22 protein-coding genes are annotated in these 25,712 nt (G+C 56.7%); 20 read left to right on the top strand and 2 right to left on the bottom strand.

The window, feature by feature from the left end:
- Positions 1 to 12: 12 nt before the first annotated feature.
- A complete protein-coding gene (locus BN3277_RS19630; protein ID WP_059045638.1) occupies positions 13 to 1,005 on the bottom strand; it encodes a TIGR03943 family putative permease subunit in 993 nt (330 codons plus the stop codon).
- Positions 1,006 to 1,017: 12 nt separating this feature from the next.
- Positions 1,018 to 1,950, bottom strand: coding sequence for a permease (locus BN3277_RS19625; protein WP_059045636.1), 933 nt, complete (start codon positions 1,948 to 1,950; stop codon positions 1,018 to 1,020).
- 262 nt (positions 1,951 to 2,212) lie between these two features.
- On the opposite strand from BN3277_RS19625, the gene BN3277_RS19620 reads away from it, so the two are divergent.
- From BN3277_RS19620 to BN3277_RS19530, 20 genes are all read left to right on the top strand, one after another.
- Positions 2,213 to 3,217, top strand: a complete 1,005-nt coding sequence (locus BN3277_RS19620; RefSeq protein WP_232436515.1) for an ABC transporter substrate-binding protein — start codon at positions 2,213 to 2,215, stop codon at positions 3,215 to 3,217.
- Positions 3,218 to 3,251: 34 nt separating this feature from the next.
- A complete protein-coding gene (locus BN3277_RS19615; protein WP_232436473.1) occupies positions 3,252 to 4,208 on the top strand; it encodes a FecCD family ABC transporter permease in 957 nt (318 codons plus the stop codon).
- Positions 4,205 to 5,035, top strand: a complete 831-nt coding sequence (locus tag BN3277_RS19610; RefSeq protein ID WP_059045630.1) for an ABC transporter ATP-binding protein — start codon at positions 4,205 to 4,207, stop codon at positions 5,033 to 5,035. Before BN3277_RS19615 ends, BN3277_RS19610 begins: the two co-directional genes overlap by 4 nt.
- Positions 5,032 to 5,970: a magnesium chelatase ATPase subunit I gene (locus BN3277_RS19605; RefSeq protein WP_059045628.1), complete on the top strand. Its 939-nt coding sequence runs from the start codon at positions 5,032 to 5,034 to the stop codon at positions 5,968 to 5,970. The genes BN3277_RS19610 and BN3277_RS19605 overlap by 4 nt, the downstream gene beginning before the upstream one ends.
- The gene (locus tag BN3277_RS19600; protein ID WP_059045626.1) at positions 5,960 to 6,679 is read left to right on the top strand and encodes an AAA family ATPase; all 720 of its coding nucleotides are present in this window, start codon (positions 5,960 to 5,962) and stop codon (positions 6,677 to 6,679) included. Before BN3277_RS19605 ends, BN3277_RS19600 begins: the two co-directional genes overlap by 11 nt.
- On the top strand, positions 6,591 to 7,589 hold the full coding sequence (locus tag BN3277_RS19595; RefSeq protein ID WP_187380108.1) for a vWA domain-containing protein: 999 nt from the start codon (positions 6,591 to 6,593) through the stop codon (positions 7,587 to 7,589). The genes BN3277_RS19600 and BN3277_RS19595 overlap by 89 nt, the downstream gene beginning before the upstream one ends.
- Positions 7,590 to 7,601: 12 nt before the next feature.
- Positions 7,602 to 11,375 carry a cobaltochelatase subunit CobN gene (locus BN3277_RS19590; protein WP_059045623.1) on the top strand — a complete coding sequence of 1,258 codons (3,774 nt, stop codon included), beginning with the start codon at positions 7,602 to 7,604 and terminating at the stop codon, positions 11,373 to 11,375.
- A 194-nt stretch (positions 11,376 to 11,569) separates the two neighbouring features.
- The gene (locus BN3277_RS19585; protein ID WP_059045621.1) at positions 11,570 to 11,998 is read left to right on the top strand and encodes a GNAT family N-acetyltransferase; all 429 of its coding nucleotides are present in this window, start codon (positions 11,570 to 11,572) and stop codon (positions 11,996 to 11,998) included.
- Positions 11,999 to 12,081: 83 nt separating this feature from the next.
- On the top strand, positions 12,082 to 12,408 hold the full coding sequence (locus tag BN3277_RS25600) for a hypothetical protein (RefSeq protein WP_148501089.1): 327 nt from the start codon (positions 12,082 to 12,084) through the stop codon (positions 12,406 to 12,408).
- A gap of 207 nt (positions 12,409 to 12,615) precedes the next feature.
- Positions 12,616 to 13,632, top strand: a complete 1,017-nt coding sequence (locus tag BN3277_RS19580) for an NAD-dependent epimerase/dehydratase family protein (RefSeq protein WP_059045618.1) — start codon at positions 12,616 to 12,618, stop codon at positions 13,630 to 13,632.
- Entirely contained in the window at positions 13,632 to 14,708 is a 1,077-nt protein-coding gene (locus BN3277_RS19575; protein ID WP_059045616.1) for a dihydrodipicolinate synthase family protein, read from the top strand. Before BN3277_RS19580 ends, BN3277_RS19575 begins: the two co-directional genes overlap by 1 nt.
- A gap of 78 nt (positions 14,709 to 14,786) precedes the next feature.
- A complete protein-coding gene (locus BN3277_RS19570; protein WP_059045615.1) occupies positions 14,787 to 16,853 on the top strand; it encodes an alginate lyase family protein in 2,067 nt (688 codons plus the stop codon).
- A gap of 139 nt (positions 16,854 to 16,992) precedes the next feature.
- Entirely contained in the window at positions 16,993 to 18,345 is a 1,353-nt protein-coding gene (locus BN3277_RS19565) for an ABC transporter substrate-binding protein (protein WP_059045613.1), read from the top strand.
- A gap of 41 nt (positions 18,346 to 18,386) precedes the next feature.
- The gene (locus BN3277_RS19560) at positions 18,387 to 19,358 is read left to right on the top strand and encodes a carbohydrate ABC transporter permease (RefSeq protein ID WP_059045612.1); all 972 of its coding nucleotides are present in this window, start codon (positions 18,387 to 18,389) and stop codon (positions 19,356 to 19,358) included.
- Positions 19,355 to 20,170: a carbohydrate ABC transporter permease gene (locus BN3277_RS19555; RefSeq protein WP_059045610.1), complete on the top strand. Its 816-nt coding sequence runs from the start codon at positions 19,355 to 19,357 to the stop codon at positions 20,168 to 20,170. Before BN3277_RS19560 ends, BN3277_RS19555 begins: the two co-directional genes overlap by 4 nt.
- A 21-nt stretch (positions 20,171 to 20,191) precedes the next feature.
- Positions 20,192 to 21,190, top strand: coding sequence for a Gfo/Idh/MocA family protein (locus tag BN3277_RS19550; RefSeq protein WP_059045609.1), 999 nt, complete (start codon positions 20,192 to 20,194; stop codon positions 21,188 to 21,190).
- Positions 21,174 to 22,037: a sugar phosphate isomerase/epimerase family protein gene (locus BN3277_RS19545; protein WP_059045607.1), complete on the top strand. Its 864-nt coding sequence runs from the start codon at positions 21,174 to 21,176 to the stop codon at positions 22,035 to 22,037. Before BN3277_RS19550 ends, BN3277_RS19545 begins: the two co-directional genes overlap by 17 nt.
- The gene (locus BN3277_RS19540) at positions 22,003 to 23,322 is read left to right on the top strand and encodes a helix-turn-helix domain-containing protein (protein WP_059045605.1); all 1,320 of its coding nucleotides are present in this window, start codon (positions 22,003 to 22,005) and stop codon (positions 23,320 to 23,322) included. Before BN3277_RS19545 ends, BN3277_RS19540 begins: the two co-directional genes overlap by 35 nt.
- Positions 23,323 to 23,417: 95 nt before the next feature.
- Positions 23,418 to 24,719, top strand: coding sequence for a hypothetical protein (locus BN3277_RS19535; protein ID WP_059045603.1), 1,302 nt, complete (start codon positions 23,418 to 23,420; stop codon positions 24,717 to 24,719).
- The gene (locus BN3277_RS19530) at positions 24,716 to 25,699 is read left to right on the top strand and encodes a dihydrodipicolinate synthase family protein (RefSeq protein ID WP_059045601.1); all 984 of its coding nucleotides are present in this window, start codon (positions 24,716 to 24,718) and stop codon (positions 25,697 to 25,699) included. The genes BN3277_RS19535 and BN3277_RS19530 overlap by 4 nt, the downstream gene beginning before the upstream one ends.
- Positions 25,700 to 25,712 lie beyond the last annotated feature (13 nt).

Genomic DNA, 25,712 nt, shown 5'->3' with positions numbered 1-25,712 from the left:
TGAAATCACGTTCTAGGGAATATCTACATTCAAAAAATCAAAGTTGGGGTAAATGTATGGATTATCCGGCCTTTCGATAACCTCGACCTCGGCGGCCTCAAGTTGAATAATGGGATTTCCGTGATACTTCGTCTGGCCGAGAGTGCCTTTCACCTTGACCCATGCATCCTCTTTTAGTTGCGAAGTCCCGTCGAACTCCATTAATACGCCATAAGGCGTCGCATCCGCCGTGCAGCACTGGACGGCAATCCTCCCGATCACCCATTGATTCTCCTCAAGATCCGGTTCGCGATACACGAAGCCGGAGATTTCCATCTCCTTGCCGAGAAACGGCTCCTTAAACGACACGATCGCCGAGAGAATCTCCATGTAGATTTCAGGTTTGACCTCGATCACCGGCAATACATAAATGCGTTTCGCCAATTCGGCTAAATCCCGTGTAAAATCATCGTCCGCTTGAAACCGTTCGTCCAAAGATTCATCGGAGGGAGCCTCTTTTTCAGGAGAGATCTCCGAGCTGTCGCTCAGCGTTTCCTTCCCCGAAACGGCCTCCTCCGGCGGATCGGCAACCTCAGCAGCCGCGGCCTGTTGCGAGGAATATCCTGCACTGCCGTAGGGAATGGACGAGGTGAACACGATGCCTTTTTTGTCTACAAAAGAGCCACCCAGGACGGTATCCGGCAGCAAAAAGCCCAACAGCAGTGGCAAAGCGATCATCCCGTAAAGGAAACCCGCCTTAGGCCAGGATTTCGTTGGAGCAGGTTCGCAGCAATCGCAATCCATAACCGCTGAACCGCGATAAATTCGGTAGGCAATAAAGCCCTGGATGACTGCCAAAGCATAAACGATCAGGGCTGATATTTTGACCAAAGGGCGGATGCGTACACCGATGTAGAGTTGAAGGTTGTTCGTCTCAACGAGGTAGGCGATTAGGATGGACAGGCCAAGCAACAGAATCGCTCTGACAAGATGATGCAGCGCTGTGATCGATCGTTGTTCTCTCATGATTGGCCACCTCTAGGAAAATGATCGGAGCACGATGTGATCCCATCCGATGCTAAAAGCAAGCACCACGACGAGGATGATCGCTCCAAGGGTTAGGACGAATTTCGTCTTGAAGACGGAGAAGAGCATCAGCGTTCCTTTCAGGTCGAGCATCGGGCCAAGGACGAGAAAGGTAAGGAGTGATCCCACGGAAAAGGTATTCACAAAAGAAGAAGCAACAAAGGCGTCGGAGGTCGAACAGATCGACAGCAGGTAAGCGAAGCCCGCCATCAAAAGGTGAGAGGAGACGGGCCCCTGACCATACGCCGCCAGCTGGCTCGTGCTCACAAAGGTGTGGATCAGGGCCGTAATCAGGGCGCCCACCGTCAGATATTTGGTCATCTCAAACCATTCGTTACACAGATGCATGAGCCGGGACGTGAGCTTATCCGTCCAGGATTCATGGCTGCGATCGCGAAGGTCCTCTTCGTAGAGCGTATCCAGGCTGAAGCGGAGCGGCTGATATCGAATGAACCGGTAGACGAGCAGGCCGATAACCAAGGCGACGACCAGAGCTAAGCCCATTCGGGAGTATACCACTTCGGGACGAGTGCGAAAGGCCGTGTAAGTCGCGAAGAAAACGATCGGATTCAAGATTGGCCCGCTAAGAATAAACACCGTGGCGATGTACACCGGCATGCCTTTGGCGATCAATCGGCGAATCACCGGGACCATCCCGCATTCACAAATGGGAAAAATCACCCCAAAGAAACAAGCAAACAAGATCCCGAGCAACGGGTGGCGGGGAATCATTTTGGAGATTAAACGTTCCGAAACAAACCACTGCAGCAAGGAGGATACGATAACCCCAAGCAAGAGAAAGGGAAGTGCCTCCAGAAAAATGCTGATAAACATCGTTTTGAACGTGAGCAGGTTATTCGAAACCTCGGATGAAAGCCATGACATGAGAAATTAACCCCTTCAACAACCGGTAAACAGTGCTATTTGTCCCTATAGTAATCGTAATCATTACAAATAACAAGAGAAAAATTGGCAGTTCCATTCTTGGAATTTGGATTGACAAGCAAAAGTAGGGGTGATTATACTGTCTACATCGTAATAATTACGATTAAGGAAAGGAGAGGAGCTTTTACATATGAATCAATCGCAAGCTTCGGGTTTCAAAAGGAGACCAGTCAAAACATGGGCAGGTGGTTTGTTAGGGGGGGTGCTCTTGGCATTAGCTGCAGGGTGCGGATCGCCAGCAGGAGATCAGCCAAGCCAAACAACCGCCGCCAACTCGCCGGCGACAACGGTGCAAGCCACGGAGGCAGCGTCCGCCGGGGATCCGGGGGAAACCGGGACGTTTCTTACGTTTACGGATGATGCTGGACGTGAGGTCACGCTTCCGTCACGTCCGAAGAAGATCATCGTCCTTTCGCCGCAGTTGCTTGATTTATTGTATGCCGTCGACGGTACCGCCATCGCCCGGGCCACTTCAACCGGGGGAACGGTGCCGGAGGAAGCGAAGTCGCTTGAAGAAGTTGGAGGCATCACCACGGTGAATACCGAGAAATTACTGTCCTTAAAGCCGGATCTCGTCCTCGGCTCCACCTCGTTCCATCGGGATCTGACCAGCGTATTGGAGACGAGCGGCGTTCCTTTTGCTCTTTTTAATCTCAGCACGTATGAAGATTTACGGGAAAAGGCGCTGCTGTTCGGCAAATTTGCCGATACGGAGACGAAAGCTACGGAGGCGCTGGCCAAGTTGGAGGGACAAATTAACGAGTTGACCGCGAAGGTACCGGCGGGCTCATCGCCTAGCTTTATCATGCTCAACGTGACGCCCAGCAGCATTACCGTACAGCGAGAGCATACCGTGGGACTGGAAGTTGCGGAAATGCTGCATATGACGAACGTGGCGGCAACGCTGGAGGCTTCACAGAAGAGTCCCAGCACAGCCCCTTTTAGCTTAGAGAAAATCGTGGAGCTGGACCCGGATTATGTGTTCCTGCTGATTCATGGAGCTCGTGAGGATGGAGAGAAGAAAATCGAATCCGACCTGGCCAATCAACCGGCCTGGGCTTCGCTGCGCGCGGTTAAGGAACAGCGCATGGCGATATTGCCTTCCAACCTGTTGCTGTCGCACCCGGGATTTCGGCTCAACGAATCGGTGGAATATTTAGCTAAACTGGTCTATCCCGAGATTTATGGAAATGGAAATGGAAAATAACATCAAATTATTTACCGCAGCAAGAGGAGGGGGCGTGCTTACGGCCATTGCGCTGGCGGCGGTGTTCGGGATCGCCTGGAGCATCGGGACCGGCGCCGTCTTCATCTCGCCGGGGGAAATTTGGCAGTATCTGTTTCATGGATTCGACGGCCCCTTGCGAGAAGTCATTTGGAACATCCGTTTGCCCCGCACACTGGTTGCAGCTTTGGTTGGCGTAAATCTCGCTTTGTCGGGGGCGATCTTGCAGGGCGTGATGCGGAATCCCCTGGCTGACCCGCATATTATCGGCGTTTCTTCCGGGGCAGGGCTGCTTGGGATCACGATTCTGATCCTATATCCGGAGGCCTGGCCGCTGCTGACGCCGGTTGCCTTCCTTGGAGCTTCGGCGGCGGCGGCAATCATTTATACGTTGGCCTGGAAACAGGGGGTTCAGCCGGTTCGCCTGATCCTGGCAGGGGTCGCGGTATCCGCGTTTCTCGGCTCGGGGATCTCGGCGCTGCTCACCTTCTACAGCGACCGTGTCAACGGCGCGCTCGTCTTCCTTGTTGGCGGATTGTCGGCCAAAAGCTGGCCGGAGCTGCAGATGATGCTTCCTTATTCGCTGGCAGGTCTGGCGTTGGCGATGATCGGTTCGGTACACCTCAACCTGTTGGCGCTAGGCGATGCCCATGCGCGTGGCCTTGGGGTGAGGGTGGAGGCCACGCGCCTCATGTTAACGGCCGTAGCCACGCTTTTGGCTGCCAGCGCGGTGAGCGTCGTGGGATTACTGGGCTTTGTGGGACTGATTGTCCCCCATTGTGCCCGGTTGCTCATTGGCAGTGACCACCGTTTGCTGCTGCCCGCTTCCGCCCTGCTTGGCGTGGCCGTGGTGACCGTCTGTGATACGCTGGCCCGCTTGCTGTTTGCACCCATTGAGCTTCCGGTCGGCATCATTCTGGGCGCTTTCGGGGCGCCGTTTTTTCTGTATTTATTAAGGAGGGAAGGCGAATGACCGCGTTGGCGCTGGATAACCTCGCTGTCAAATACAACCACCGCCCGGTGATCGAGCGGATCAGCTGGAAGGCGGAGAAGGGCAAAATCTATAGCATCATCGGTCCCAACGGTTGCGGAAAAAGCACCTTACTGAAAGCGATCGCCGGACAGCTGAAGCCGGTCCGCGGCACGATCCTGCTGGACGATCGGCCCCTCGCCAGCTATTCCCGACGCGGCCTGGCCAGATATTTGTCCATGCTACAGCAAAGCCAGGAGAAGCAGCCGGACTTGACGGTGCGCACCTTGGTCGGCTATGGACGCTTTCCTCATAAACCGGCCTGGGCCGGCCTTCGCCGGGAGGATGAGGAGATCATTGACTGGGCTTTGGCCCAGACAGGAGCCTTATCGCTGGCGGATCGCAAGCTGTCCGCCTTGTCGGGGGGAGAACGTCAGCGGGCGTGGATCGCTCTGGCGCTGGCGCAACAGCCGCGTCTGTTGCTGCTTGACGAGCCCACCACGTATTTGGATGTCAGCCATCAATGGGAGATCATGGAGCTCGTTTCCGAACTGAACCAAAAGCACGGCATCACCATCCTGATGGTGCTGCACGATATGAATCATGCGGCTGCCTTTTCCGACGAAATCCTGGTTTTGAGCCAGGGGGAGGTATATGTGAGCGGAAAACCGGCGGATACGCTAACCGAGCAAACGCTGGGTGAAGTGTTTGGGGTAAAAGGACAAATCACGCAGGACCCGGAAACCGCTCGCTTAAGCTGCTTGGTTACGGGACTGCTGGATCAGGAAGGAAACATCGAAAATCGAAGATATAGGAGAGGATTAGGATGAACGGGAAACCGGAGATCTATCCGTTTGCGGCGATTGTTGGGCAGGAGGCGATGAAAAAAGGACTGCTCCTAAACCTCGTTGAGCCGCGGCTTGGCGGGATGTTGATCCGCGGGGAAAAAGGTACCGCCAAATCGACGGCGGTCCGCGCCCTTGCCGATCTGATGCCAGGGCTTCGGGTCGTGAACCTTCCGGTGAGCGCTACCGAGGACCGCGTGGTTGGCACGCTGGATATCGAACACGCCATCCGAGAAGGGGAGAAGCGGTTTGAACCGGGGCTGCTGGCGGCGGCGGACGGTCAAATTCTGTACGTCGACGAGATCAATTTGCTGGATGATGCAATTGTGGATGCGCTGCTGGATGCGGCTGCGATGGGCGTGAACACCGTGGAGCGGGAGGGGGTATCGCATTCGCACTCCGCTCGTTTTATTCTCATCGGTACGATGAATCCGGAGGAAGGGGAGCTCAGACCCCAACTGCTGGACCGTTTTGCTCTTTCCGTGGAAGTGACCGGAGAACGGGAGGTGGCGGATCGGATGGAGGTCGTCAAGCGTCGCCTGGCCTTTGATGCGGACCCGGCAGCCTTTCGCCGCGGGTACGAACGGGAACAGCAGCAGCTTTATGAACGGATTATAAGCGCCCGCGAGCGACTCGCGTCAATCGAACCGACCGACGAACTTCTGGAATGGACCGCCAAAGTGGGGATTCGCCTGGGGGTGGACGGTCATCGCGCGGACATCACCCTGATGAAAACCGCCATGGCACTTGCTGCCTGGGAAGGGCGTACCCGGGTTCGGCCAGAGGATATGGTGGAGGCGGCCCTGCTGGTTATGCCGCATCGGATGCGCAAGCGGCCGTTTGAGGATGGAGAATTTCAGGCGGAGACGATGAAGCAGCTGCTTGACGAGTTGATGACGGAGGCCGCGAATGCAGTCTGAAGCTTTTGTTTATCCCTTTTGCGCAGTGGTGGGTCAGGAGCAAGCCAAACAGGCCTTGCTGCTGCACGCCGTCAATCCTGGGCTGACGGGGGTGCTGTTGGTCGGGGAGCCCGGGACAGCTAAGACGACGCTGATTCGCGGTTTAGCCGACCTGTTGCCGGATCGCCGACGGATGGCGGTTCCACTACATGTCGACGAGGAGCGGCTGTATGGCGGAATCGATACAGCCGCGGCCATCCGCCTCGGTGAGCGGCGGCTTGCTCCGGGGCTGCTTCACGAAGCGGACGGCCATTGGCTCACGATTCACGAAGCGAATCTGATGCGCGAAAGCACCTTGCGAGGGATTTTGTCAACTGCTGAGCAAGGTGGATATGATTCTGCAGAGGGAGAGGGAGGGGGAGAACTGCCACGCTGGGTTCCCTCCTCGTTTATGTTGTTTGCAACGATGAACCCGGAAGAAGGAGCGATCCCTTCCACTTTGCTGGATCGCTGGGGGATCTATGTGTCCGTTCGGGCGCTATCGGATCCGGCCGAACGGGCGGAAATCGTCCGCCGCAGGCTCGCCTTCGAGCGCGATCCGGGCGGGTTTGTTCGCGCCTTCGCCGCGGAATCGCAGGCGCTTGAAGCGCGGCTTGCGCAGGCGCGCCTCGGCCACCGGCGAGGAGCGCGAGCCGGGCGAAGCTGCGGCTGCCGCGCGCGCTGTTGTTGAGGCGGTGGGCCGGGGCTTTGAGGTCCAACGCCTTGCTTTTGCTCCGCCGCGCAGCCGGTCCCACCAGGCCAAGGCGGGCAAACGCAACCCGGCGAGCGAAAGCAGCCGGGGCGGACGTTATATTCGTGCGGAGGCACCGCGCGGAGCGGTCGTTGATCTGGCCCTTGACGCCACGCTGCGGGCGGCAGCGCCCTATCAAAAGGCGCGCCGGCAGCTCGCGGCGGATAGAGGGGAAGGCGAGGGAAGACCACGTCCAACCGTTCTTGTCGAGTACAGCGATTTGCGCGTCAAAGTGCGAGAGAGCCGCACAGGAACGGCGTTGCTTTTCGTCGTTGACGCCAGCGGTTCGATGAATGCCGCCAAGCGGATGAAGGCGGTCAAGGGGGCGGTGCTCTCGCTGCTGCGCGATGCTTACCGGCAGCGCGACAGCGTTGGCCTGGTGGCCTTTCGCGACCGCGGGGCGGAGCTGCTGCTCGATATTACACGCAGCGTCGAGCTGGCCGAGCGCCGGTTGAAGGCGATGCCCGTCGGCGGAAGAACCCCGTTGGTAGCCGGACTGGAGAAAGGCGAGGCTACGCTGCGGACGCTGCTGTATAAAGGAAGCGGGCTAGTACCGGCGATGATCTTACTTACAGATGGCAAAGTGAATGTCGGGACCGCTTCGGGGCTCGATCCGTGGCCGGAGATCCAAGCTGCGGGCAGTCGTTTGGCAACCGAGGGGATTCAGACGATGGTGATTGATACGGAGCAGGGGGTTGTTCGGCTAGGTTATGCCCGTAAGCTGGCGGAAGCTCTTGGAGCGCAGTACATCCGGCTGGAGGAACTGGAAGCCGGCCGGATCGCGCAAGCTGTCCGCAGTTTGACGGCAGGGACGCAGGCCGGGCAACGCCGATCTTATACGAAAAGGTAAGGAGATGAGAGCTTGAACATCCTCGTCATCACAAACAACGAAGCTTCGCAAGCCCATTTGTCGGCGGCGTACCGCAGGCTGGATGAAGCTCAACGGCAGCAATTGATGCTGGCCGTAATTGATCCAGGAGGCAGCGAGGCCGTCGATGCGCCGGCAGACCTAAAAACTAAGCTTACAGCAGACACCTTCGATATGATTATTTTTGATGCGCATGGCGTTCCCAAGGAAAGTCTGGAGTTGATCAAGGAGCACCTCCAGCAAGGAGCAGCACATCTCGTTCCCGTCGGTGGGGATACCGGTGAAATCCGCTCATTACTTCGATTAGGTCAACTGAGTGCCGATGATTTGCCTCCTATGGGTACGAATCCGAAGGAAGTCTTGGGTGGGCAGGATCATCACGTAGACTACAATCGATATACGAAAATGACGGAATATTGGCGGGGCGGAGGGACGGCCAATCTACTTGGCCTGCTCTGCTTGGCGGGCCGGGAATACGGGGGTTGCGATCTGCTGCCCGCTCCAGCCGACCCGTTTTTTCTCCAAGAAATCTGCATCCTTGAACCTGAAAGCGGAACTCGCTTCGCCAGCCTGTCCGATTATCGAAACAGCCGAGGATATTCGGAGAAGCGACCCACGGTGGCGCTGTTTTTTAACGGAAATGGGAATCTACAGGATCTCAGCGAGTGCGTCGGGGAGATCGCAAGTCAAATCGAGGCATTTGCCGATTGTTTGCCGATCGCTTTTCCTTCCGTGATGAATATTTCGCTGGATCGGCTTGGGGAACTGTTAACCGAGGGAGGTCGGTCGATTGATTTGATCGTGAACCTGCTTCCTTTCCGTCTAGGGATTGGTCCGGGCGGAGGTGGAGCTTCGGCGGAAAAAAAGCCACCGAACGGCATGGGGGACCCGAGCCATACGGACGGAGCAGTAACCTGGCTTGAGGAGCTGGGAGCCCCGATGCTGCATCCGTTCATCTTGTCCGGCACGACCGAAGAGGAGTGGCGACAGTCTGTCCGAGGGGTAAACCCAGCCCAACTTATGGTACAGGTCGTGCTTCCGGAATTGGACGGGGCGATTGAGACCTATCCCATTGCGGCTTTGCGTTCTGAGGGGGAGGATCCTGAGTTAGGGATCGCTCTGAACAAGCTGGTATTAATCCCCGAGCGGGTGGAGAAGCTGGTTCGGCGCGTTAGGCGTTGGCTGGAGCTTCGCCGCAAAACCAATCGGGAGAAGAAGCTGGCTCTGATTTGCTATAACTATCCTCCCGGCGAGGCGAATGTGTTTGGCGGATCGTTTCTGGATACCTTTGAATCGGTCGCCCGCTTGTTGTCCCGATTACGGGAGGAAGGGTATGAGACCGAGGAGATGACCGCGGAGGAGCTGCGTTCCCGGTTCGTGGATGGGGGGCTGGTGAATTCCGGTCAGTGGACGTCGTTGGAACAGGCAGAGGGTCAAATGATTCGCTACACGGATGCCGACTTCGCGGATAAGCTGGCCGCCCGCGCCTGGGGCAAGGAAGCTGTGGAACGCTGGGGGCAGCCGCCAGGCGAGATCATGACGGAAGGGGAGTCCTTCTTGATTCCCGGTATCGTCAACGGCCGTATTTTCATTGGGCTGCAGCCATCCCGCGGCATTCACGAGGATCCTGAAAAATCCGTCCACGATCGCTCCCTGCTTCCGACCCATCAATATACGGCCTTTTATGAGTGGATTCGCGAACAGTGGGGCGCGGATGCGGTCGTCCATATCGGGACGCATGGGACGCTGGAGTTTCAGCGCGGGAAGGAAGCCGGAATGTCAGGGGATTGTGTGCCGGACGATTTCATCGGGGATCTTCCGCATTTGTATTATTACTACATCGGGAATCCTTCGGAGGCGATGATCGCCAAACGCCGCAGCCATGCGGTATTGGTGGGCTATCAGGCGCCGCCGTTTACCGAGGCCGAGCTGTACGGCGAATGGGCGCATCTTGATGCGCTGCTGCATGAATATCGTGAGGCGCAGCAGCTGGACCCCGACCGATGCGGGGATCTTCTTCGCAAGCTGCAGGAAGCGAGCGAAGCGCTTCATTTTGCTGCGGATTCGCCGGAGGAGATGGAAGAGGAGCTGTACCGGATGCAACGCTCCCTCATCCCAAGCGGGCTGCATGTGCTTGGAGAGGGTTACGACCCTGAAGCCGCTGCCGCGTATATGCGGTTTGTGCTGCGACACGAGCGGGGGGCGATCCGCTCCTTGCGTGGATTGTTGGCGGAGCAAAAAGGGTTAAAAGTCGAGCTGCTTACCGCCGGCGGTCACTTCGACGAATTGCACCGGCTCGATCAGGAGGCGGCGCAGCTGATTCAGACGTACCTGTCCACGAAGTCGCTCCCGGCTTCTTGCTTGGAGGAGCCGCCGGAGTGGCGGGAGGCGGTGCGGCAAGCACTGGATTTCGGGTATCGCGCTTATGAGAGTTCCATCAAAAACCAAGAGCTGGAAGGCATGCTCAAGGCGCTGGAGGGCCGTTATCTCCGTCCCAAGCTGGCGGGCGATGCGATTCGCTCCCCTGAGGTGATGCCGTCCGGATTTAATCTTTACTCCTTTGACCCGCGCGCCGTACCTAGCGTGACCGCCGCGGAACGGGGGGCACGTACCGCCGAGAACTCGATTCGTCAGTACGTCGAACAGCATGGGGAGTATCCGGGAACAACGGCCGTTGTCTTATGGGGGCTGGAAACCTCGCGGACGCAAGGGGAGACGATTGGGCAGGTTCTCCGCTATATGGGAGTACGCGTTGGTGGAGCGATCGGAACATTCCGGACCGAATACGAAATCATCCCGCTGTCCGAGCTAGGCCGCCCGCGCCTCAACGTGGTCGTGCACATGACCGGCTTGTTCCGCGATATGTTCCCGAATCTGCTGGAGGACTTAAACCGAATCTTTCGGCGTGTCTCCGAGCTGGAGGAGCCGGATGAGCTGAACTGGTTTAAGGTTCACTCCCGAAATACGGAGGAGCAGCTGCTGGCTGGCGGCTACGAGCCGGACCGTGCCCGGGATTTGGCGAACGCCCGCATTTTTGGCCCTGCGGAAGGCCAGTACGGGACGAATATGACCCGATTAATCGAGACCAAGCAGTGGAGCGAGGAGTCCGAGCTGGGTCAGGCCTATGCGGACAGTCAGCAGTATGTTTACAGCTTGAAGGAACGCGGGCAAGCGGAACCGGAGTTGTACCGTATCCGGTTGATGGCGGTGGATGTCGTCTCACAGATTCGCTCCAGCCATGAATGGGAGGTAACCGATTCCGACCATTATTACGAATATTTTGGCGGCCTCTCCAAATCGGTAGCGATGGTGAAGGGAAGTCCGGCGGACATTCATATTACGGATTCGACGCTAGAGCAGCCCGTCACCGAATCGGCGGAGCATTCGATTGCTCGTGGCGTACGCACCCGGCTGATCAATCCGAAATGGATTGACGCGCTGCTGAAGCATCCTTATCACGGGGCACAGCAAATCGCCAAGCGCGTCGAGTACGTCCTGGGGCTGGCCGCAACCACCGGCAAAGTTGAGCCTTGGGTATTCGATCAGCTCCATGAAACGTATGTGGCCGATGAAGCGCGAAGCCGGCAGATGGAGGAGAACAATCGCTGGGCCTATCACGGGCTGGTGGAAACGTTGCTGGAAAGCCAACAGCGGGGATATTGGGAGCCTGATGAGGCCCAATTGGAAAAACTTCGCCAGAAATATCTCGACCTCGAGGGGGGTCTGGAAGGACAACCCGACGACAAGGACACGGTATTTCTCTCTTGAGCTCAGGAGCAACAAGATTCCAAGATCCAATTGGCATGCGCCTCTATTTGAGGTTGCATGCTTTTTTTGGGGGAGAGTACCCTTGATGGATCATGAACTCAGGCGGGATAACATCAACGATCCGGGGATTGAAACCGAGAGACGACTCATGAGAGAATGAATCTTGGAAGATTTTACTTTAAGGAGAAGATCATTTGAGCACAGAATACACGGTCATTCATAGAGTACCTACCTATGAGGAATATACCCGGCTCTGCACCGCTGTAGGCTGGAAAGAGTTTATGAATTTTGACGTTGCCGACAAATCCTTAAAGCAATCGATATTTGGCGTTGTGGTAGAACAGAACGGGAAAGCGGTTGGGATGGGCCGGATTGTGGGGGATGGACAGATCTATTTTTACATCCAGGATGTTGCGGTGGATCCCGATCACCAAGGTCAGGGTGTAGGCAGACGGATGATGGAGTCCTTGATGGGCTATCTCCGGGAAAATGCACCTGACAAAGCCTTCGTCGGCTTGTTTGCCTCCCACGGGAAGGAAGCGTTCTATCGCCAGTACGGACTAAACGATCATGAAGGCTTAACCGGGATGTTTGGAGTTGTGATCGACGGTAAAATAGAATAACCGCAAGCTCAGACCACAAATGACCCAGCCTAAGAAACGAGCGATTCCGGCTGGGTTGTTTTTATAATGGGGGGGGGATAAACGTGAGGATTGAACAAGCCCGTTCAACTCATTTGGATGACATCACTCGTTTAGCGTTAAAGCTATGGCCGGAGCAGGAAGGGATGGGGCTTCTGAGCCCAATGCCCCATCTTATTGGAACTCAAAATGAACTGCAAAAGTGCAGTTTAACTTCGGTACTTTTCCTTATTTACCGGCCATGGAATGTAAAAGTGCAGTTAGTTTTAGGCCATTCGGCGGAAAAACGGAAAATAGGTAGAAATATACTGCACTTTTGCAGTCAGAGGGCTCAAAAAGTGCCTTTTTCACTAAAATCAACTGTACTTTTACATTTAGCCCCTGGCGGCTGATCTCAACCCTTTGAAATTGATATTAACCCCAAAAATCAAATCCTATAAGAACAGGAGGGAATCGGCAACAGCCGGTTCCCTCCTGTTCTGTTATTTCGGGCGATATAAGGTCGTTGTCTGGAATTCCTGCGACTTCTACCATAAAGGGGGAACGGTTGGCTTCTTAGTCTGTCGTACGAATCCCTTGCATAGAAGAGGTGACGAAAGATGAAAACGAGATTGGAGTTGGAGCAGCGGTTGAGCGAGCCCTCGGACCGGCTCATTCAGGATTTGGCCCAACTGGATGGCGATGTGCTGATTTTAGGCGTCGGCGGGAAAATGGGTCCCAGCTTGGCGAAGCTGCTAGCCCGAGGCTTGGCAGCCGCCGGAAAAAACGCGCAGGTGACCGGCGTCTCGCGGTTTGCTTCGGGGACGCTGCGGGAGGAGCTGGAGGACGCCGGCGTTCGTACCATTTCAGCGGATCTGCTGGATGAAACGGCGTTGTCGCGCTTGCCGGAAGTCCCGAATGTTATCTACATGGCCGGCCATAAGTTTGGGACGAATGGACGTGAGTCTTATACCTGGGCCATGAACGCTTATTTACCGGGGCGGGTGGCGGAGAAATTTAAGGACTCGCGGATCGTGGCGTTCTCGTCCGGCAATATTTATCCGCTGACGGAGATCGCCAAAGGCGGGGCGTCGGAGGAAACCGCCCCTGCACCGATTGGCGAATACGCGCAATCCTGCTTGGGGCGGGAGCGGGTGTTCGAGTATTTCTCCCGCAAGAACGGTACTCCGCTCGTCAACTTTCGGCTGAATTACGCGATTGATTTGCGGTACGGCATCTTGCTGGAGGTCGCCAAGGCGGTGAAGGAACGGGAGCCCATCGACCTGAATATGGGGCTGGTCAACGTGATTTGGCAGGGCGATGCCAATGAAATGGCGATTCGTTCCTTGCTCCATTGCGCTTCGCCGCCGAAGACGATCAATGTCACCGGGCCGGAGACGGTCTCGATCCGCTGGCTGGCCGAACGGTTTGGGGAAGCCTTTGGCATCCAGCCGGTGTTCACCGGGGAGGAGCAGGCGACCGCGTTACTAAGCAATGCCTCATCATCGCATGCTTTGCTCGGTTATCCGCGGATTTCGCTCCGCCAGATGATGCGCTGGACGGCGGATTGGATTGAAGCGGGCGGAGAGACGTTAGGCAAACCAACGCATTTTCAGGAAAGGGGAGGGGTGTTCTGATGGGCGAGCAACCGCAGTTAAAACCCGAGCTGCATCAACTGCTGCATCGGGGAACCGTGATCCCCGCCCACCCGCTCGCGTTGGACGCGGCGCGACAGCTGGATGAGCGGCGGCAACGCGCCTTAACGCGCTATTACCTCGCTGCCGGCAGCGGCGGGATCGCGGTTGGGGTCCACTCGACGCAATTCCAAATCCGCGACCCTGAGATCGGCTTGTTCGAGCCGGTGCTCCGGCTGGCCGCCGAAGAGGTGGAAGCCGCTGGACTCAAGCACCCGTTCCTCAAGGTGGCGGGCATCTGCGGCCCAACCGAGCAGGCCGTTCGTGAAGCGGAGTTGGCCGCCGGCCTGGGTTATGATCTGGGGCTGGTCAGCAACAATGGGCTGGCAGATTATAGCGAAGCGGAGTTGATCCGCCGCACGGAGGCGATTTCGGCGGTGCTTCCTGTCTGCGGGTTTTATTTGCAGCCGGCGGTGGGGGGCAGAAGGCTTAGCTTTGCGTTTTGGCGTGAACTGGCGGAGCTGCCGGGGGTGAAGGCGATGAAGATTGCCCCCTTTAACCGGTACCAAACGCTGGACGTGGTGCGAGCGGTATGCGAATCCAGCCGTCGAGACGACATCGCGTTATATACCGGTAACGACGATAACATCGTAGCGGATTTGCTTACGGTTTACCGCTGCGACACCGCTGCGGGGCAAACGGTGGAGAAACGGATCGTTGGCGGTCTGTTGGGCCATTGGGCGGTCTGGACGTCCAAGGCGGTGGAGCTGTTGGAGGAGATCATCGCCGTCCGCGAGAGCGGCGCCCCCATTCCCGCAGAGCTGCTGTCGCGCGGCATCCGAATTACGGATGCGAATGCGGCTTTTTTTGACGCGGCCAACGGGTTTAAAGGCTGTCTTCCCGGCATTCATGAAGTGCTGCGGCGTCAAGGCCTGCTGGCCGGACGATGGTGTCTTGATCCGGAGGAAGAGCTGTCGCCCGGACAAATTGCAGAGATGGATCGCGTCTATCGCGCATATCCTGATCTTAATGATGATCGGTTTGTCCAAGCCGGATTGGCGCAGTGGCTGGGTCATTAAACAGTGCGTGGTAGGGAGCGAGGAGCGGCCAAGAACCCTTGGCCGAAGGAGGAATCCGGAAGGAGGCAAGCGGGACGAATGGAGCTGAAGCAAGGAAATTCGGGGACGCGGCGGTTTTACTGGAGTGAGGCGGATCGACCGTTTATCGTGGACGCCTGCCGCAAGCATTGGCCCGAGGAAGTGGAGCAGGTGCTGCATCGGGCTGATTTGGCGGCGCGGAACACGTTTATTTTCACCCATCGCTGGGATATGGAACGTTGCGAAGAGGAGGTTACCTTCGAGAACGGGATCCATTGGGATTACCGGCATAACGAAGATTTGGAATGGTTAGTGATGCTGAACCGGGCAAGGTATATGGGCGAGCTGGGGCAAGCGTATTGGTTAACCGGCCAAGAATCGTATGCGAAAAGTTATATCCGGCTGTTGAAGGATTGGATGACGCAAAATCCGCTGACCGAAGCGGAAGTGCGGGAGAGCGCCGGCCGAAGCTATAACGTCAAGGACACTTGGCGCAAGCTGGACAGCGGCATTCGCATCTCCCATTGGCTTAAAGGCTATTATTGTGTGCGGGACTCCCAGCATTGGGGGGCGGAGGAGGAGGCGTTGTTCCGTGAAGCAGTCCGGCGGCACGGGATGTACCTGAGTATCGCTTATACGCCGCATGACCGGCAAAGCAACTGGGGGTTTCTCGAAACCAACGGCCTGTTTCAATTGGCGCTTTTGTTCCCTGATTTGGAGGAGTCGGCCAGCTGGCTGCAAACGGCGACCGAACGACTAGCCGAAATGTGTCCGCTCCAGGTTTATGATGACGGCCTGCAAAATGAACAAAGCAGCATGTACCACCATGAGGTGCTGCATTGCTTGTTCGAATCGGTGTGGCTTGCGGAGCTGAACGGCATCACGTTACCTTCGGTCCTGCACGATACCTTAAACCGCATGTACACCGCCTCGCTGACGATCGTTCAGCCGGATGGACGCCAGCCGAACTTTAGCGACAGCGACAGCACGGATATCCGCGATGTGCTGGCGCGAGGGGCCGTGCTGTACCGGCGGGGGGATTTGAAATCGCAAGCTTATGCTGTGCTGGATTACGAAGGCATCTGGTATTTCGCGCAAAAAGGATTCGAGCTTTACGAGCAGCTTGAACCTGTCGAACCGGAGTTCGTCTCCAAGGAGCTGGCGCAAGGCGGGTATGCCTTCATGCGTAGCGATTGGCAGCGCACGGCCCGTTACCTGTGGTTCGATAACGGTCATATGGATGTGATTCGGGCCCACGGACATGATGATGCCTTGCACATCAGCCTGTTTGCTTACGGACGCGAGTTTCTCGTCGATCCGGGGCGGTGCACCTATATGGAGAACCGGGATCGCCAGTATTTTAAGGAATCGCTCCAGCATAATACGGTGTCCGTCGACGGGCAGACGATATCGGACTACGTGGATTCCTGGAAGTGGAACAACGTCGCCCGTTCGCTGGGCCGCGTATGGCGGACCGCTCCGGAGTACGATTATGCCCAAGGGGGCCATGACGGCTATTGGCGCTTGCCCCAGCCGGTTGAAGTGCTGCGGCAAATCCTGTTCATCAAGCCGGATTATTGGGTTGTCGTCGACACCTGCCGCTCCCATGGAGACGCGGAACATGCGTATGCGTTGCCCTTTCATTTGGCGGAAGGGCTTGAAGTGCGGTTTCAAGCGGAGGGCCATCTCGCGATCGGAGCCGCTGGCGGCGGGGAGGGACCCGTCCTGCGAATCCTTCCGCTTCACCCGGTGAGAATCGAGGTGGAACCCAGCTGGATCTCCCGCAACTATAACGAAAAAACACCCTCCTGCCGAGTGGTCCTTCGCCAATCCGGCCAAGGGGTTACGCAGTTTGTCACCGTGTTGTACCCCGCCTGGCGGCAGAGTGAGGGAACGCCGGTGATCCGCCCGCTGGATGTGCTGGACAGCTATGGCAATCCAGTTTCAAGGGATCTGGCGACGGCCCTGTCGATCACGCATGGCGGCAGGGAGGATGCGGTTTTATTTTCGCACCAGGGTCCTCGCAGTTATCAATTTGCCGGCGTTCACCTCAGCGGCGATGTGCTGCTGGTTCGCCGATCGAATACGGAAGCTTCCCCCGTACAAACGTTTATCGTGAACGTCTAAGATACGGACGAATTTGGGGTGACTTAAGGACGTTGAACTCTAATTCAGCGTCCATTACTTTGAAGATAACAACACCACCACTCCCATCGACCTTCTTGAAAAAGCTTACACGGGGTGGAAATAAGCAAGGGGGATGGAAATGGGACGTCTGGGTAGAAAGCGGAAAAGCATAGGGGCTATCGTCATTTTGACGTTCATGTTGGTCGTCACGGCCTGCTCCGGCGGACAAACGGAGGGTCAAACGCAAAATCAGCCGAAGGACACGACCGGCAAACCGGTGGAGTTGAGACTAGGCTATTATTCCTCGGCGCAAACCGATGCCAAGATGCAGGAGCTGATCGCCAAGTTTCAGGAGAAGCATCCGAACATTACGATCAAAACGGAGTCCTCGCCGTATAATCAGTTCTTCCAGAAGCTCGACACGCAGATTGCCGCCGAAAGTGCGCCCGATCTTTGGTTGTCCGACGGCGTGCTTGTCCCGAAATACGCAGAACGCGGCGTGTTAAAGGACTTGACCGAATGGATTGAACGGGATTTGCAGAAGGACGACTATTACGGCCTTGACTTCAACAAAGACGCGAACGGGAAGTATTGGGGCGTCCCGCAAGGCATTCAGATCGCGGTCCTCTACTATAACAAGGACATGTTCGATGAGGCCAAAGTGGAGTATCCAACGGAAGACTGGACCTGGGACGATCTCAAGGCGGCGGCCGAAAAGCTGACCAAGGATTCAAACGGCGTGTATGCGTCCGATGCCGCTTTTGACAAAAACAAAGTCACGCAATACGGCCTCACGTTCTTCAGCATTACGGAAGGCTGGATGACGGTGCTGAAATCGTACGGCGGCGGCGTGTTGGACGAAACGCTGACGAAGTCGATCATCAACACCCCGGAGAACAAGCAGGCGATGGAATGGATCGTAGACGGCATGCAGCGTGAGCTGTTAACAACCCCTTCCGATTTAAAAAGCTTCCAGAGCAACATGGCTCCCTTCCCAAGCAAAGCAGCAGCGATGCGGATCGGGATCTACGCCCGCACGATCGATGCCAATGCGGCCGACCTGAATTACGACGTCACCCTGCTGCCCAAGGGGCCGGACGGCAAGCGGTTCTCCCCGGTGATCGCCAACTCCTGGGTAATCAACAAGAAGGCGGAGGGGGCCAAAGGGGAAGCGGCCTGGGAATGGGTGAAATACTGGGCGACCGAAGACGAAGCGCAAAAGGAATGGGCCGCACTGGGAGAAGCGGTGCCGGTCAAAAAATCGGTGGCGAACTCCGAGCAATTCTTAAGCGGGAAGCCGGATCACAAGCAGGCGTTTCTCGACAGCTTTGAATCCGCCGGAACGCTGGACGTGAACGCGGTCTGGAGCGAATGGGTTGGCAAGTTCGGAGACAGCATCAACCGGGCGTTTGAAGGCGAGATTAGCGTCGACGAGGCTTTAACCCAGGCGGATCAGGATGTACAGCAGGTGCTGGACGAATTTTATAAGTAATCGGACCGGGTTGTACAATTCGATAAGAAAGCGTGATGAACATGGCGGAAAAAACAGCGGAGCTTCGACCGGGAGACCTGACTCAGATCGGGTCTCCTCCCCTCCGCAAAAAACGAAGTCGCTTGCACAACGACGGCAAATGGGGGCTCCTGATGGTGACCCCCTATATCGTTCATTTTCTCGTGTTTGTGCTGGGGTCGCTGCTGGCCTCCTTGTATTTCAGCTTCTCCAAGTATGATATCCTGAACCCGCCTCAGTGGACCGGGCTGGACAACTATACCAAGCTGCTGAACGAGCCGGTCTTCTGGAAAGCGCTGGGGAACACCGTGTATTTTACGGTCTTATTCGTACCGTTACAGACCTTCTTTGCCCTTGTGCTGGCGGTGGCGTTAAACCAGAAGCTGCGGGCGTTGAAGCTGTTCCGGCTCGCGCATTTCTTGCCGGTGATCTCCTCCTGGACGGTCATTATGTACGTCTCGGATGCGGTGTTTAACCCGCGGTTTGGCTTCGCTAATTCGCTGCTGCAGGCGATCGGCCTGAGCCCGCAAAAATGGCTCCAGGATGAACATCTCGTGATCCCGCTGCTCGTGTTGATCGCGGTGTGGAAGGGCATCGGGTATATTATGGTGATCTATTTGGCCGGACTGCAAAACGTCCCCTCCGAGGTATATGAAGCGGCCGAAATCGACGGTGCGGGGACGCTCCAGAAGTTTGGCCGCATTACGGTGCCGCTGATTTCGAGCACCACGTTCCTCGTGCTGATCATGAGTACGATCTCGACGTTCCAGGCGTTTGAGCAAATCTACGTCATGACCGGCGGGGCGATGGATGCCTCGTCCGCAGGCGGGCCCAACAAAGCGAGCCTGGTGCTGATGATTTACTTGTATCAGGAGGGCTTTTCGTTCCTGCGCATGGGATATGCTTCCGCCATCGCCTGGGTGCTGTTCGTGATTCTATTTTTGCTGACGGTTGTCCAAATGACGCTGCAGAAAAAGTGGGTGCATTACGAATGAAGAAGAAAAAAATCGCCGGTTATTCCGTTATCATTGGCAGCTCGCTAATTATGTTTTTGCCTTTTCTAACCACGGTGTTTAACTCCTTAAAAAGCTATGCCCAGTACACTCAGTTTCCGCCGGAATGGTTGCCTTCGCCCGTACAATGGAGCAATTACGCCGAAGTGTGGAAGCTGGGCTCGTTTGGCCAGTATACGATGAACAGCGTCATCATCACGGTGTTGTCGGTGATTGGTGCGTTGATATCCTGCTCGATGGTGGCGTTCGCGTTTGCTCGGCTTAAGTTTCCTTTCAAAAACACCCTGTTCCTCGTTGTCCTCGGCACGATGATGATTCCGCCGGTTGTCTTGATCATTCCGCAATTTGTGATCTTTAAGTCGCTGCATTTGCTCGACACGCTGACGCCCCTCTGGATCATCGAATGGTTGGCTCAGCCGTTTGGCATCTTTCTAATGCGGCAGGCGTTCCTGGGTATCCCCCGCGATTATGAGGAGTCAGCCCGGCTGGACGGCTGCAATCCGATGCAGATCTATTGGCGGATCTTCATGCCGATGTGCAAGCCGACCTTCGCGACACTGGCGGTATTTACGTTTATGACGAAGTGGAACGAGATCTTGTCCCCGGCGATCTTCTTGACTTCGAAGGAGAACTTTACGCTGCCGATCGGCATTTTGTCGATGGCCGGCCAGTGGTCGGGGAATGAACAATATATGGTCGCCGCCGCGTTGATGAGCCTGATCCCGATCCTGTTCGTGTTCTTGTTTGCAGAGAAGTATTTTGTGCAAGGCAGCAATTCTGCCGGCATTAAGTAGAGGCGATAAAGGAGGAGTTTGATGAGTTATCGCGTTGCATTGATCGGAGCCGGCGGCATTTCGCACAATCATCTCGACGCAATCCGGCAACTGGGGCCGGAGCGGTTGACTGCGGTGGCGGTGGCGGATCCGAATGAGGCGAAGGGCCGGGCGGTGGCGATGGAATACGGCTTGAGTTGGTACGACAACTATCGGGAGATGATTGTTCAGGAAAAGCCGGACATCGCGATCCTTGCGCTGCCGCACCATCTGCACGAGGAGTGCGCCGTCTTCTGCGCGGCGAACGGCTGCCACTTGCTGCTGGAGAAGCCGATGGGTTTGAGCTCGGCGTCCTGCGATGCCATTCTGAACGCGGTGAAGGAAGCCGGCGTGACGTTGCTGGTTGGGCACACGCAGCATTATTTGCCGGCGAACCGGCAAGCGAAAGCTCTGATTGCAAGCGGCAGGCTCGGCAAGCTGGTGGCGATTCACGACACCCGGCACAAGGACTACTTCGAGGAGAACCGGCCGCGCTGGTTCCTGGAGAAGGAGAAGGCCGGCGGTGGCATCCTGATGAATTTAGGCGCTCATTCGATCGACAAAATCCAATGGCTAACCGGCCGCCGGGTGGCGAAGGTGAAGGCGGTGCTGAGTTATGAAGCGCCTGTTGGCAACGTGGAAGGCAGCGGCGTGGTTCTGGCGGAAACGGAGGACGGCATCGGTGCGGTGATCGTTCAATCCGGCTATGCGGGGGTGGCGAAAGACGAGACGGAGCTGATTTTTACCGAAGGAATGGCCAGGCTGGTCTCACCGAAGGGGGTATGGATCAGCCGCGACGGGCAATATGAGCCGATGGAGGAAGTCATCACCCTAGAGGTACGATCCCCCTTCGCCGCACAGCTTCATGACTTGCTGGAGGCGATTGAACATCATACGGAGCCGGAGTGCTCCGGAGAATATGCCAAGTCCGTTATCACCGTGCTGGAGGCGGTTTACCGTTCCCACGCCATGGGGGTGGAGCAGATTGTCGAATTCGAATAAGCCTGCCAGGGAGTCCACGCCGAAATTCAGCATTTGCTCGACCGGACTCAAAGGGATCCTCCTTGAACAGGTGCTGGAGGCAGCTACCCGTTTACAACTTGACGGGGTTGAGCTGTGGGACGGTCATCTTGAGGCAGCTGGCTCGCCCTCCGAACTCAGGCGAAACTTAGCGGGTCGCCGGCTCCACGTTCCGGTAATCAGCACCTACGCCACCTTTTCCAAAAGCGCTGAAGCCTGGGAACAAGATCTCCAGGACATCGAAGAGGCGGCTCGCTGGGCGGCGGAGCTGAACTGCCCAAGAGTTCGTGTCTTTGCCGGACATCTGCCGTCCCGCGAGGCGGACCCGGCGTTGTGGAACCGCGTGTTGTACGGTTTGTCGGCTGCATCGGAAGCCTGCGCGAAGCAGGGGGTTAAACTGGCCGTCGAAATGCACAACAACACGTTGGCCGACACCGTGGAGAGTATCGCCATGCTCCTGAATCACGGCGGACCGGAGTTGGAGTTGATTTTCGACGGGTTTAATTTTTTCGTGGATCGCCTCGATCCGTTACCTGTATTCGATCAATTTTATCCCCGGATCACGCATGTTCATGTCAAAAACTACAAATGGAACCACCAGGACTGGGCTCAAAGTGTTCCCGTTCCCGTGTTGCAGGGAGACAGCGACCATCGCGCGATTCTGCAAAAGCTGGCGGAGCTAGGGTATGACGGATTTATCTCGTTTGAATATTTTGGCGACCTGGCCTTGGAGTTAACGCGATTGTCATGCCTCGAAGTGAAGAAGGAATTATTCGGTGGAGGTGCGATCGACCTTGAACCTGAATGTGGCGGTAATCGGTCCAAGTGACCTGGTGGATAAGGTTGTGGAAGTCGGCAGCGTGTTTCGGGAGCTCACGATGATCCCAAGTCCCTACGATCATGAGCAGGATACGTTAGAGGTGGTGGCCCGCGTTCGAGAGCAGGCCGATATTTTGCTGTTTACGGGGCCGATCCCCTATCAGCTTGCGTTGGACAGCGAACCCGGTGTGCCGATGGTGCATGTACAATACTCCGGGACCGCGTTGTATAAGGTGCTGTTTGATTTCTACCGGAGTCGGCTGCTCGAGCTGAACGAAGAAATCCGAATCAGCGTGGATGTGCTCCTGCGGCATGAGCTGGAAGAGCAGCTGGAGGAACTGGGCCTGGTTGGGCGGCAAATTTACGTGAAACCCTACACCGCTGGCACCCATCATGAGGATTTGGTCGCTTTTCATTACGATCTCTGGAGCCGGGGGTTGGTTGCGGCCACTGTCACCTGCGTCACTTCGGTCTTCCAGCAGCTTGTTGAGCTTGGCGTTCCCGCCTTTCGCGTGGTCCCCACACAATCCGCGATCCGGGACGTCTTAAACCGGGCGCTTCTAGAAGGGAAGAGCCTGCGATTATCGAGCACACAAATGGCCATCGGCATTCTGAGCATCGACCATTTCGATCGGGTTGTGAAGGAGGCGGCTTCCGAATACGAAATTCAGCGCAAAAAAATCATCCTCCAGCAAATCCTGATCGATTTCGGTGAGGAAACGCAGTCCTTGATCAATTGGACGGATTCCAATGAGGTGTCCTTCATAACAACGCGGGGAATCCTCGAACAGGTCACCCGGAAGTTCGAGCAAGCCCCGCTGCTGCTGGAAGTGATGGAGCGGCTGCAATGGAAGGCGAGCATTGGGATCGGCCTGGGCCGAACGGCCAACGAGGCGGAAGGGAAAGCCCGGGAAGCGCTCTTGAAAGCGAAAACGGGCGGAGGCGGCAACTGCTTTCTCATGATGCAGGACGGTCAGGTGTATGGGCCGATGGGCTCGGAGTTAACGCTAAAATATTCGGCGCGCAGCGAAGATCCCGAGCTGATCGCGATGGCCAAGAAAGCCGGGTTAAGCGTGGGGACGTTAAACCGCTTGATTTCCCTCTGCCGAAGGCTGGACAGCTCGACCTTAACCGCAGCGCAGCTTGCCGAAGGGTTCGGGATTACGCTGCGTAGCGCCCGGCGCATTATGGCTGCGTTGGAGAAATATGAGCTAGCCACGATTGTTGGGGAGGAGCAGCCGGTAGGTCGCGGGCGTCCCAGGCAGATTTATGCGCTGCAACTCGGCGATTTTTGATGACCGGGAAAAAATAGGTGTTTCGGCGGACAAAACGGGAGCTTGGCCGGCATACAATTCTGGATATAGCATGATTTCAAAAGGGGATGAAGCAGATGAACCGCCTGATATTGCCTGCCGTGCCTGGTATCCGCTGGGCGGATGGGGCCCGAATCCGCCGCGACTACGAACGGTTTCGGCATACCGGCCTGCCGGAGCGGGTGGAGGCTTATTTGATGGAGGAATACGGCATCGACGTCGCCTCGAAATATGGACCGGCCCCGATCAAGAACCCGTTTGGGAAAGCGGCCGGCCAGCTGTCGCTGAACGAATCCCAAGTCCGTACCGATGCGCAGGCGGGCCTGGGGTTTGTTGTGCTTAAGACGGTGATCGCGGAGAACGGACAAGGCCAACGTTCGATGGAAGCCTGGGCCGTCAAGGATACGCGGATGAAGGTGGAGCCGATCGTGGGCAAAGAAACGGGCGACACCGGCTGGAATGTGACCTGGCATGGACGGGGCTGGCATGGGACTTTTGCCGAATACTTGCGATTTGTTGCGGCCTCGCTGCGGCTTGGACGGGAAGGGGGAACCGTGGTCGTGCCCTCCTGCAAATACCATTTGCCGGCGGGGGACGACGATTTCGCCTGGGAGGAGTATCGCTATACGACGCAGAGCTTGGCCGAGGTTTGGCGGCAGGCCGGAGAAACGGGTCCGCTTCAAATGGAAAAGGATTTTAGCCCGACCCTGGCCGGATCGGACCGGGCCCTGCAGCAGGAGGCAATCCTGCGGTGGTACCGGGAGGTGCCAAAGCTGATTCGATCCGCTTTGCCGCCGGGCGAAATTCGGCTGGGCATCAAGCTGATGAATACGGTGTTCGAGGATGCCTTCCAGCTGCGGACGATCCGAACGTTGATCGAGGACGGGGAGGTAAGGCCGGATTACCTAGTTTACGCCAATCGGCTATATGACCGTGACCACCTGGATTGCGGAAAAAGCGGAGCTGCCTACGGCGGGCCCGATTTGAGCCGGCGGAATCTGCGCCTGCTCTCCCGATTACGCAGATTGGAGCTGGAGGGCGAGCTGTCCGCGCCCGTTCCCGGCATCTCGGGGACAGGGGATGTCCATTCCGGAAAAATGGCGCTGGAATACGCACTCCGCGGCGTCGAAAGCTTGCAGATGCATACTTTGTTCCAACTGCCCTCCAGCGCGTATGGCATGACCCGAGGTAGCAAAACGGAGCGGGCTTTGCACGAGCTGTATTTTCATCCGGAGCACGGATTGGTTCCCTGGATGCTGCATTTAAAGGAGACGGGGGAAATTGGGGTGAAGGACGGCCTCGCTTCTTTTCGCGAGGTTACTACCTGGTACCAAGGACGGGGACGCGATTTTTTTAGGAGGGGGGACTCGAGCGAATGAAGACCCACAGGGTGAGACAAGCCTTGGAATGGGGGCTTGTACCGGCCGTGCCGGTGCCGCGAACGCGGGAGGGGCAAATTCACAGGCAAGCGCAAGAGGCTTATGCCAAATATCTTGCGGCGCAATCGATTGCCGGGGTGGCCGTTTGGGCGCACACGGGACGAGGCTTGCATATGGACCGTTCGGAACGAATGACGGTGCTGGAGCAATGGAGAGTAGCGCTTGGAGAATCGCAGCTGCTGGTGGCCGGCGTAGGAGCGCTCCCGGACCCTCGGTTGCTGGGGGCAGCCAAGATCCGTCGATGGAAGCAGGATAGCCTGGCCATGGCAGCCGATGCGGTCCAGGGGGGAGCGGATGCGCTGCTGGTCTTTCCGCCTGCGATATTCCGGGAGCTCCCGGCAGTTGAACAGGATCAAGCCATTGTAGACTTTCATTGTGAGTTATCGAAGTTAGGGGTCCCGCTTATCCTGTTTTATTTGTACGAGGAGGCCGGCGGGATAGCCTACACCGCAGAGGTGCTGAACGTCTTGTTATCCCTTGACCTAACGGCGGGGATCAAAATGGCGACGCTCGATAGCGCCATGACGCTGCAGGACGTCTCGACCTTGTTGGTCGAACGTTTTCCGGAGCGGATGCTGATTACCGGGGAAGACCGGATGTTCGGATACTCGCTGATGCGCGGGGCTCGCAGCGCTTTGGTGGGACTCGGCGCCGCGTTCCCGAACATTCAACATGATCTAATGCAGGCGTATGCGACCGGAGATTTCGATAAGTTTATGGTGTTATCCGCCCGGGTGGATGGCTATGCGGAAAGCACGTTTATCCGCCCAATGGATAAGTATATTTTGCGTATGCTTGGGTGCCTCGTGTTGTCCGGCGTGATCCCCGAAGAGGCGGCGAATGATCTCGCCGGATACAACATGACCCGGCAAGAGACGGCATCTCTTCGCCGGGCCATTGAACGGTATCGGTTGTATTAGATGAGACCGCTTC

Source organism: Paenibacillus rubinfantis (assembly GCF_001486505.1).
GTDB lineage: Bacteria > Bacillota > Bacilli > Paenibacillales > Paenibacillaceae > Fontibacillus > Fontibacillus rubinfantis.
Note: the sequence above shows the minus strand (reverse complement) of the source record. Positions and strands in the feature narration are given on the sequence as shown.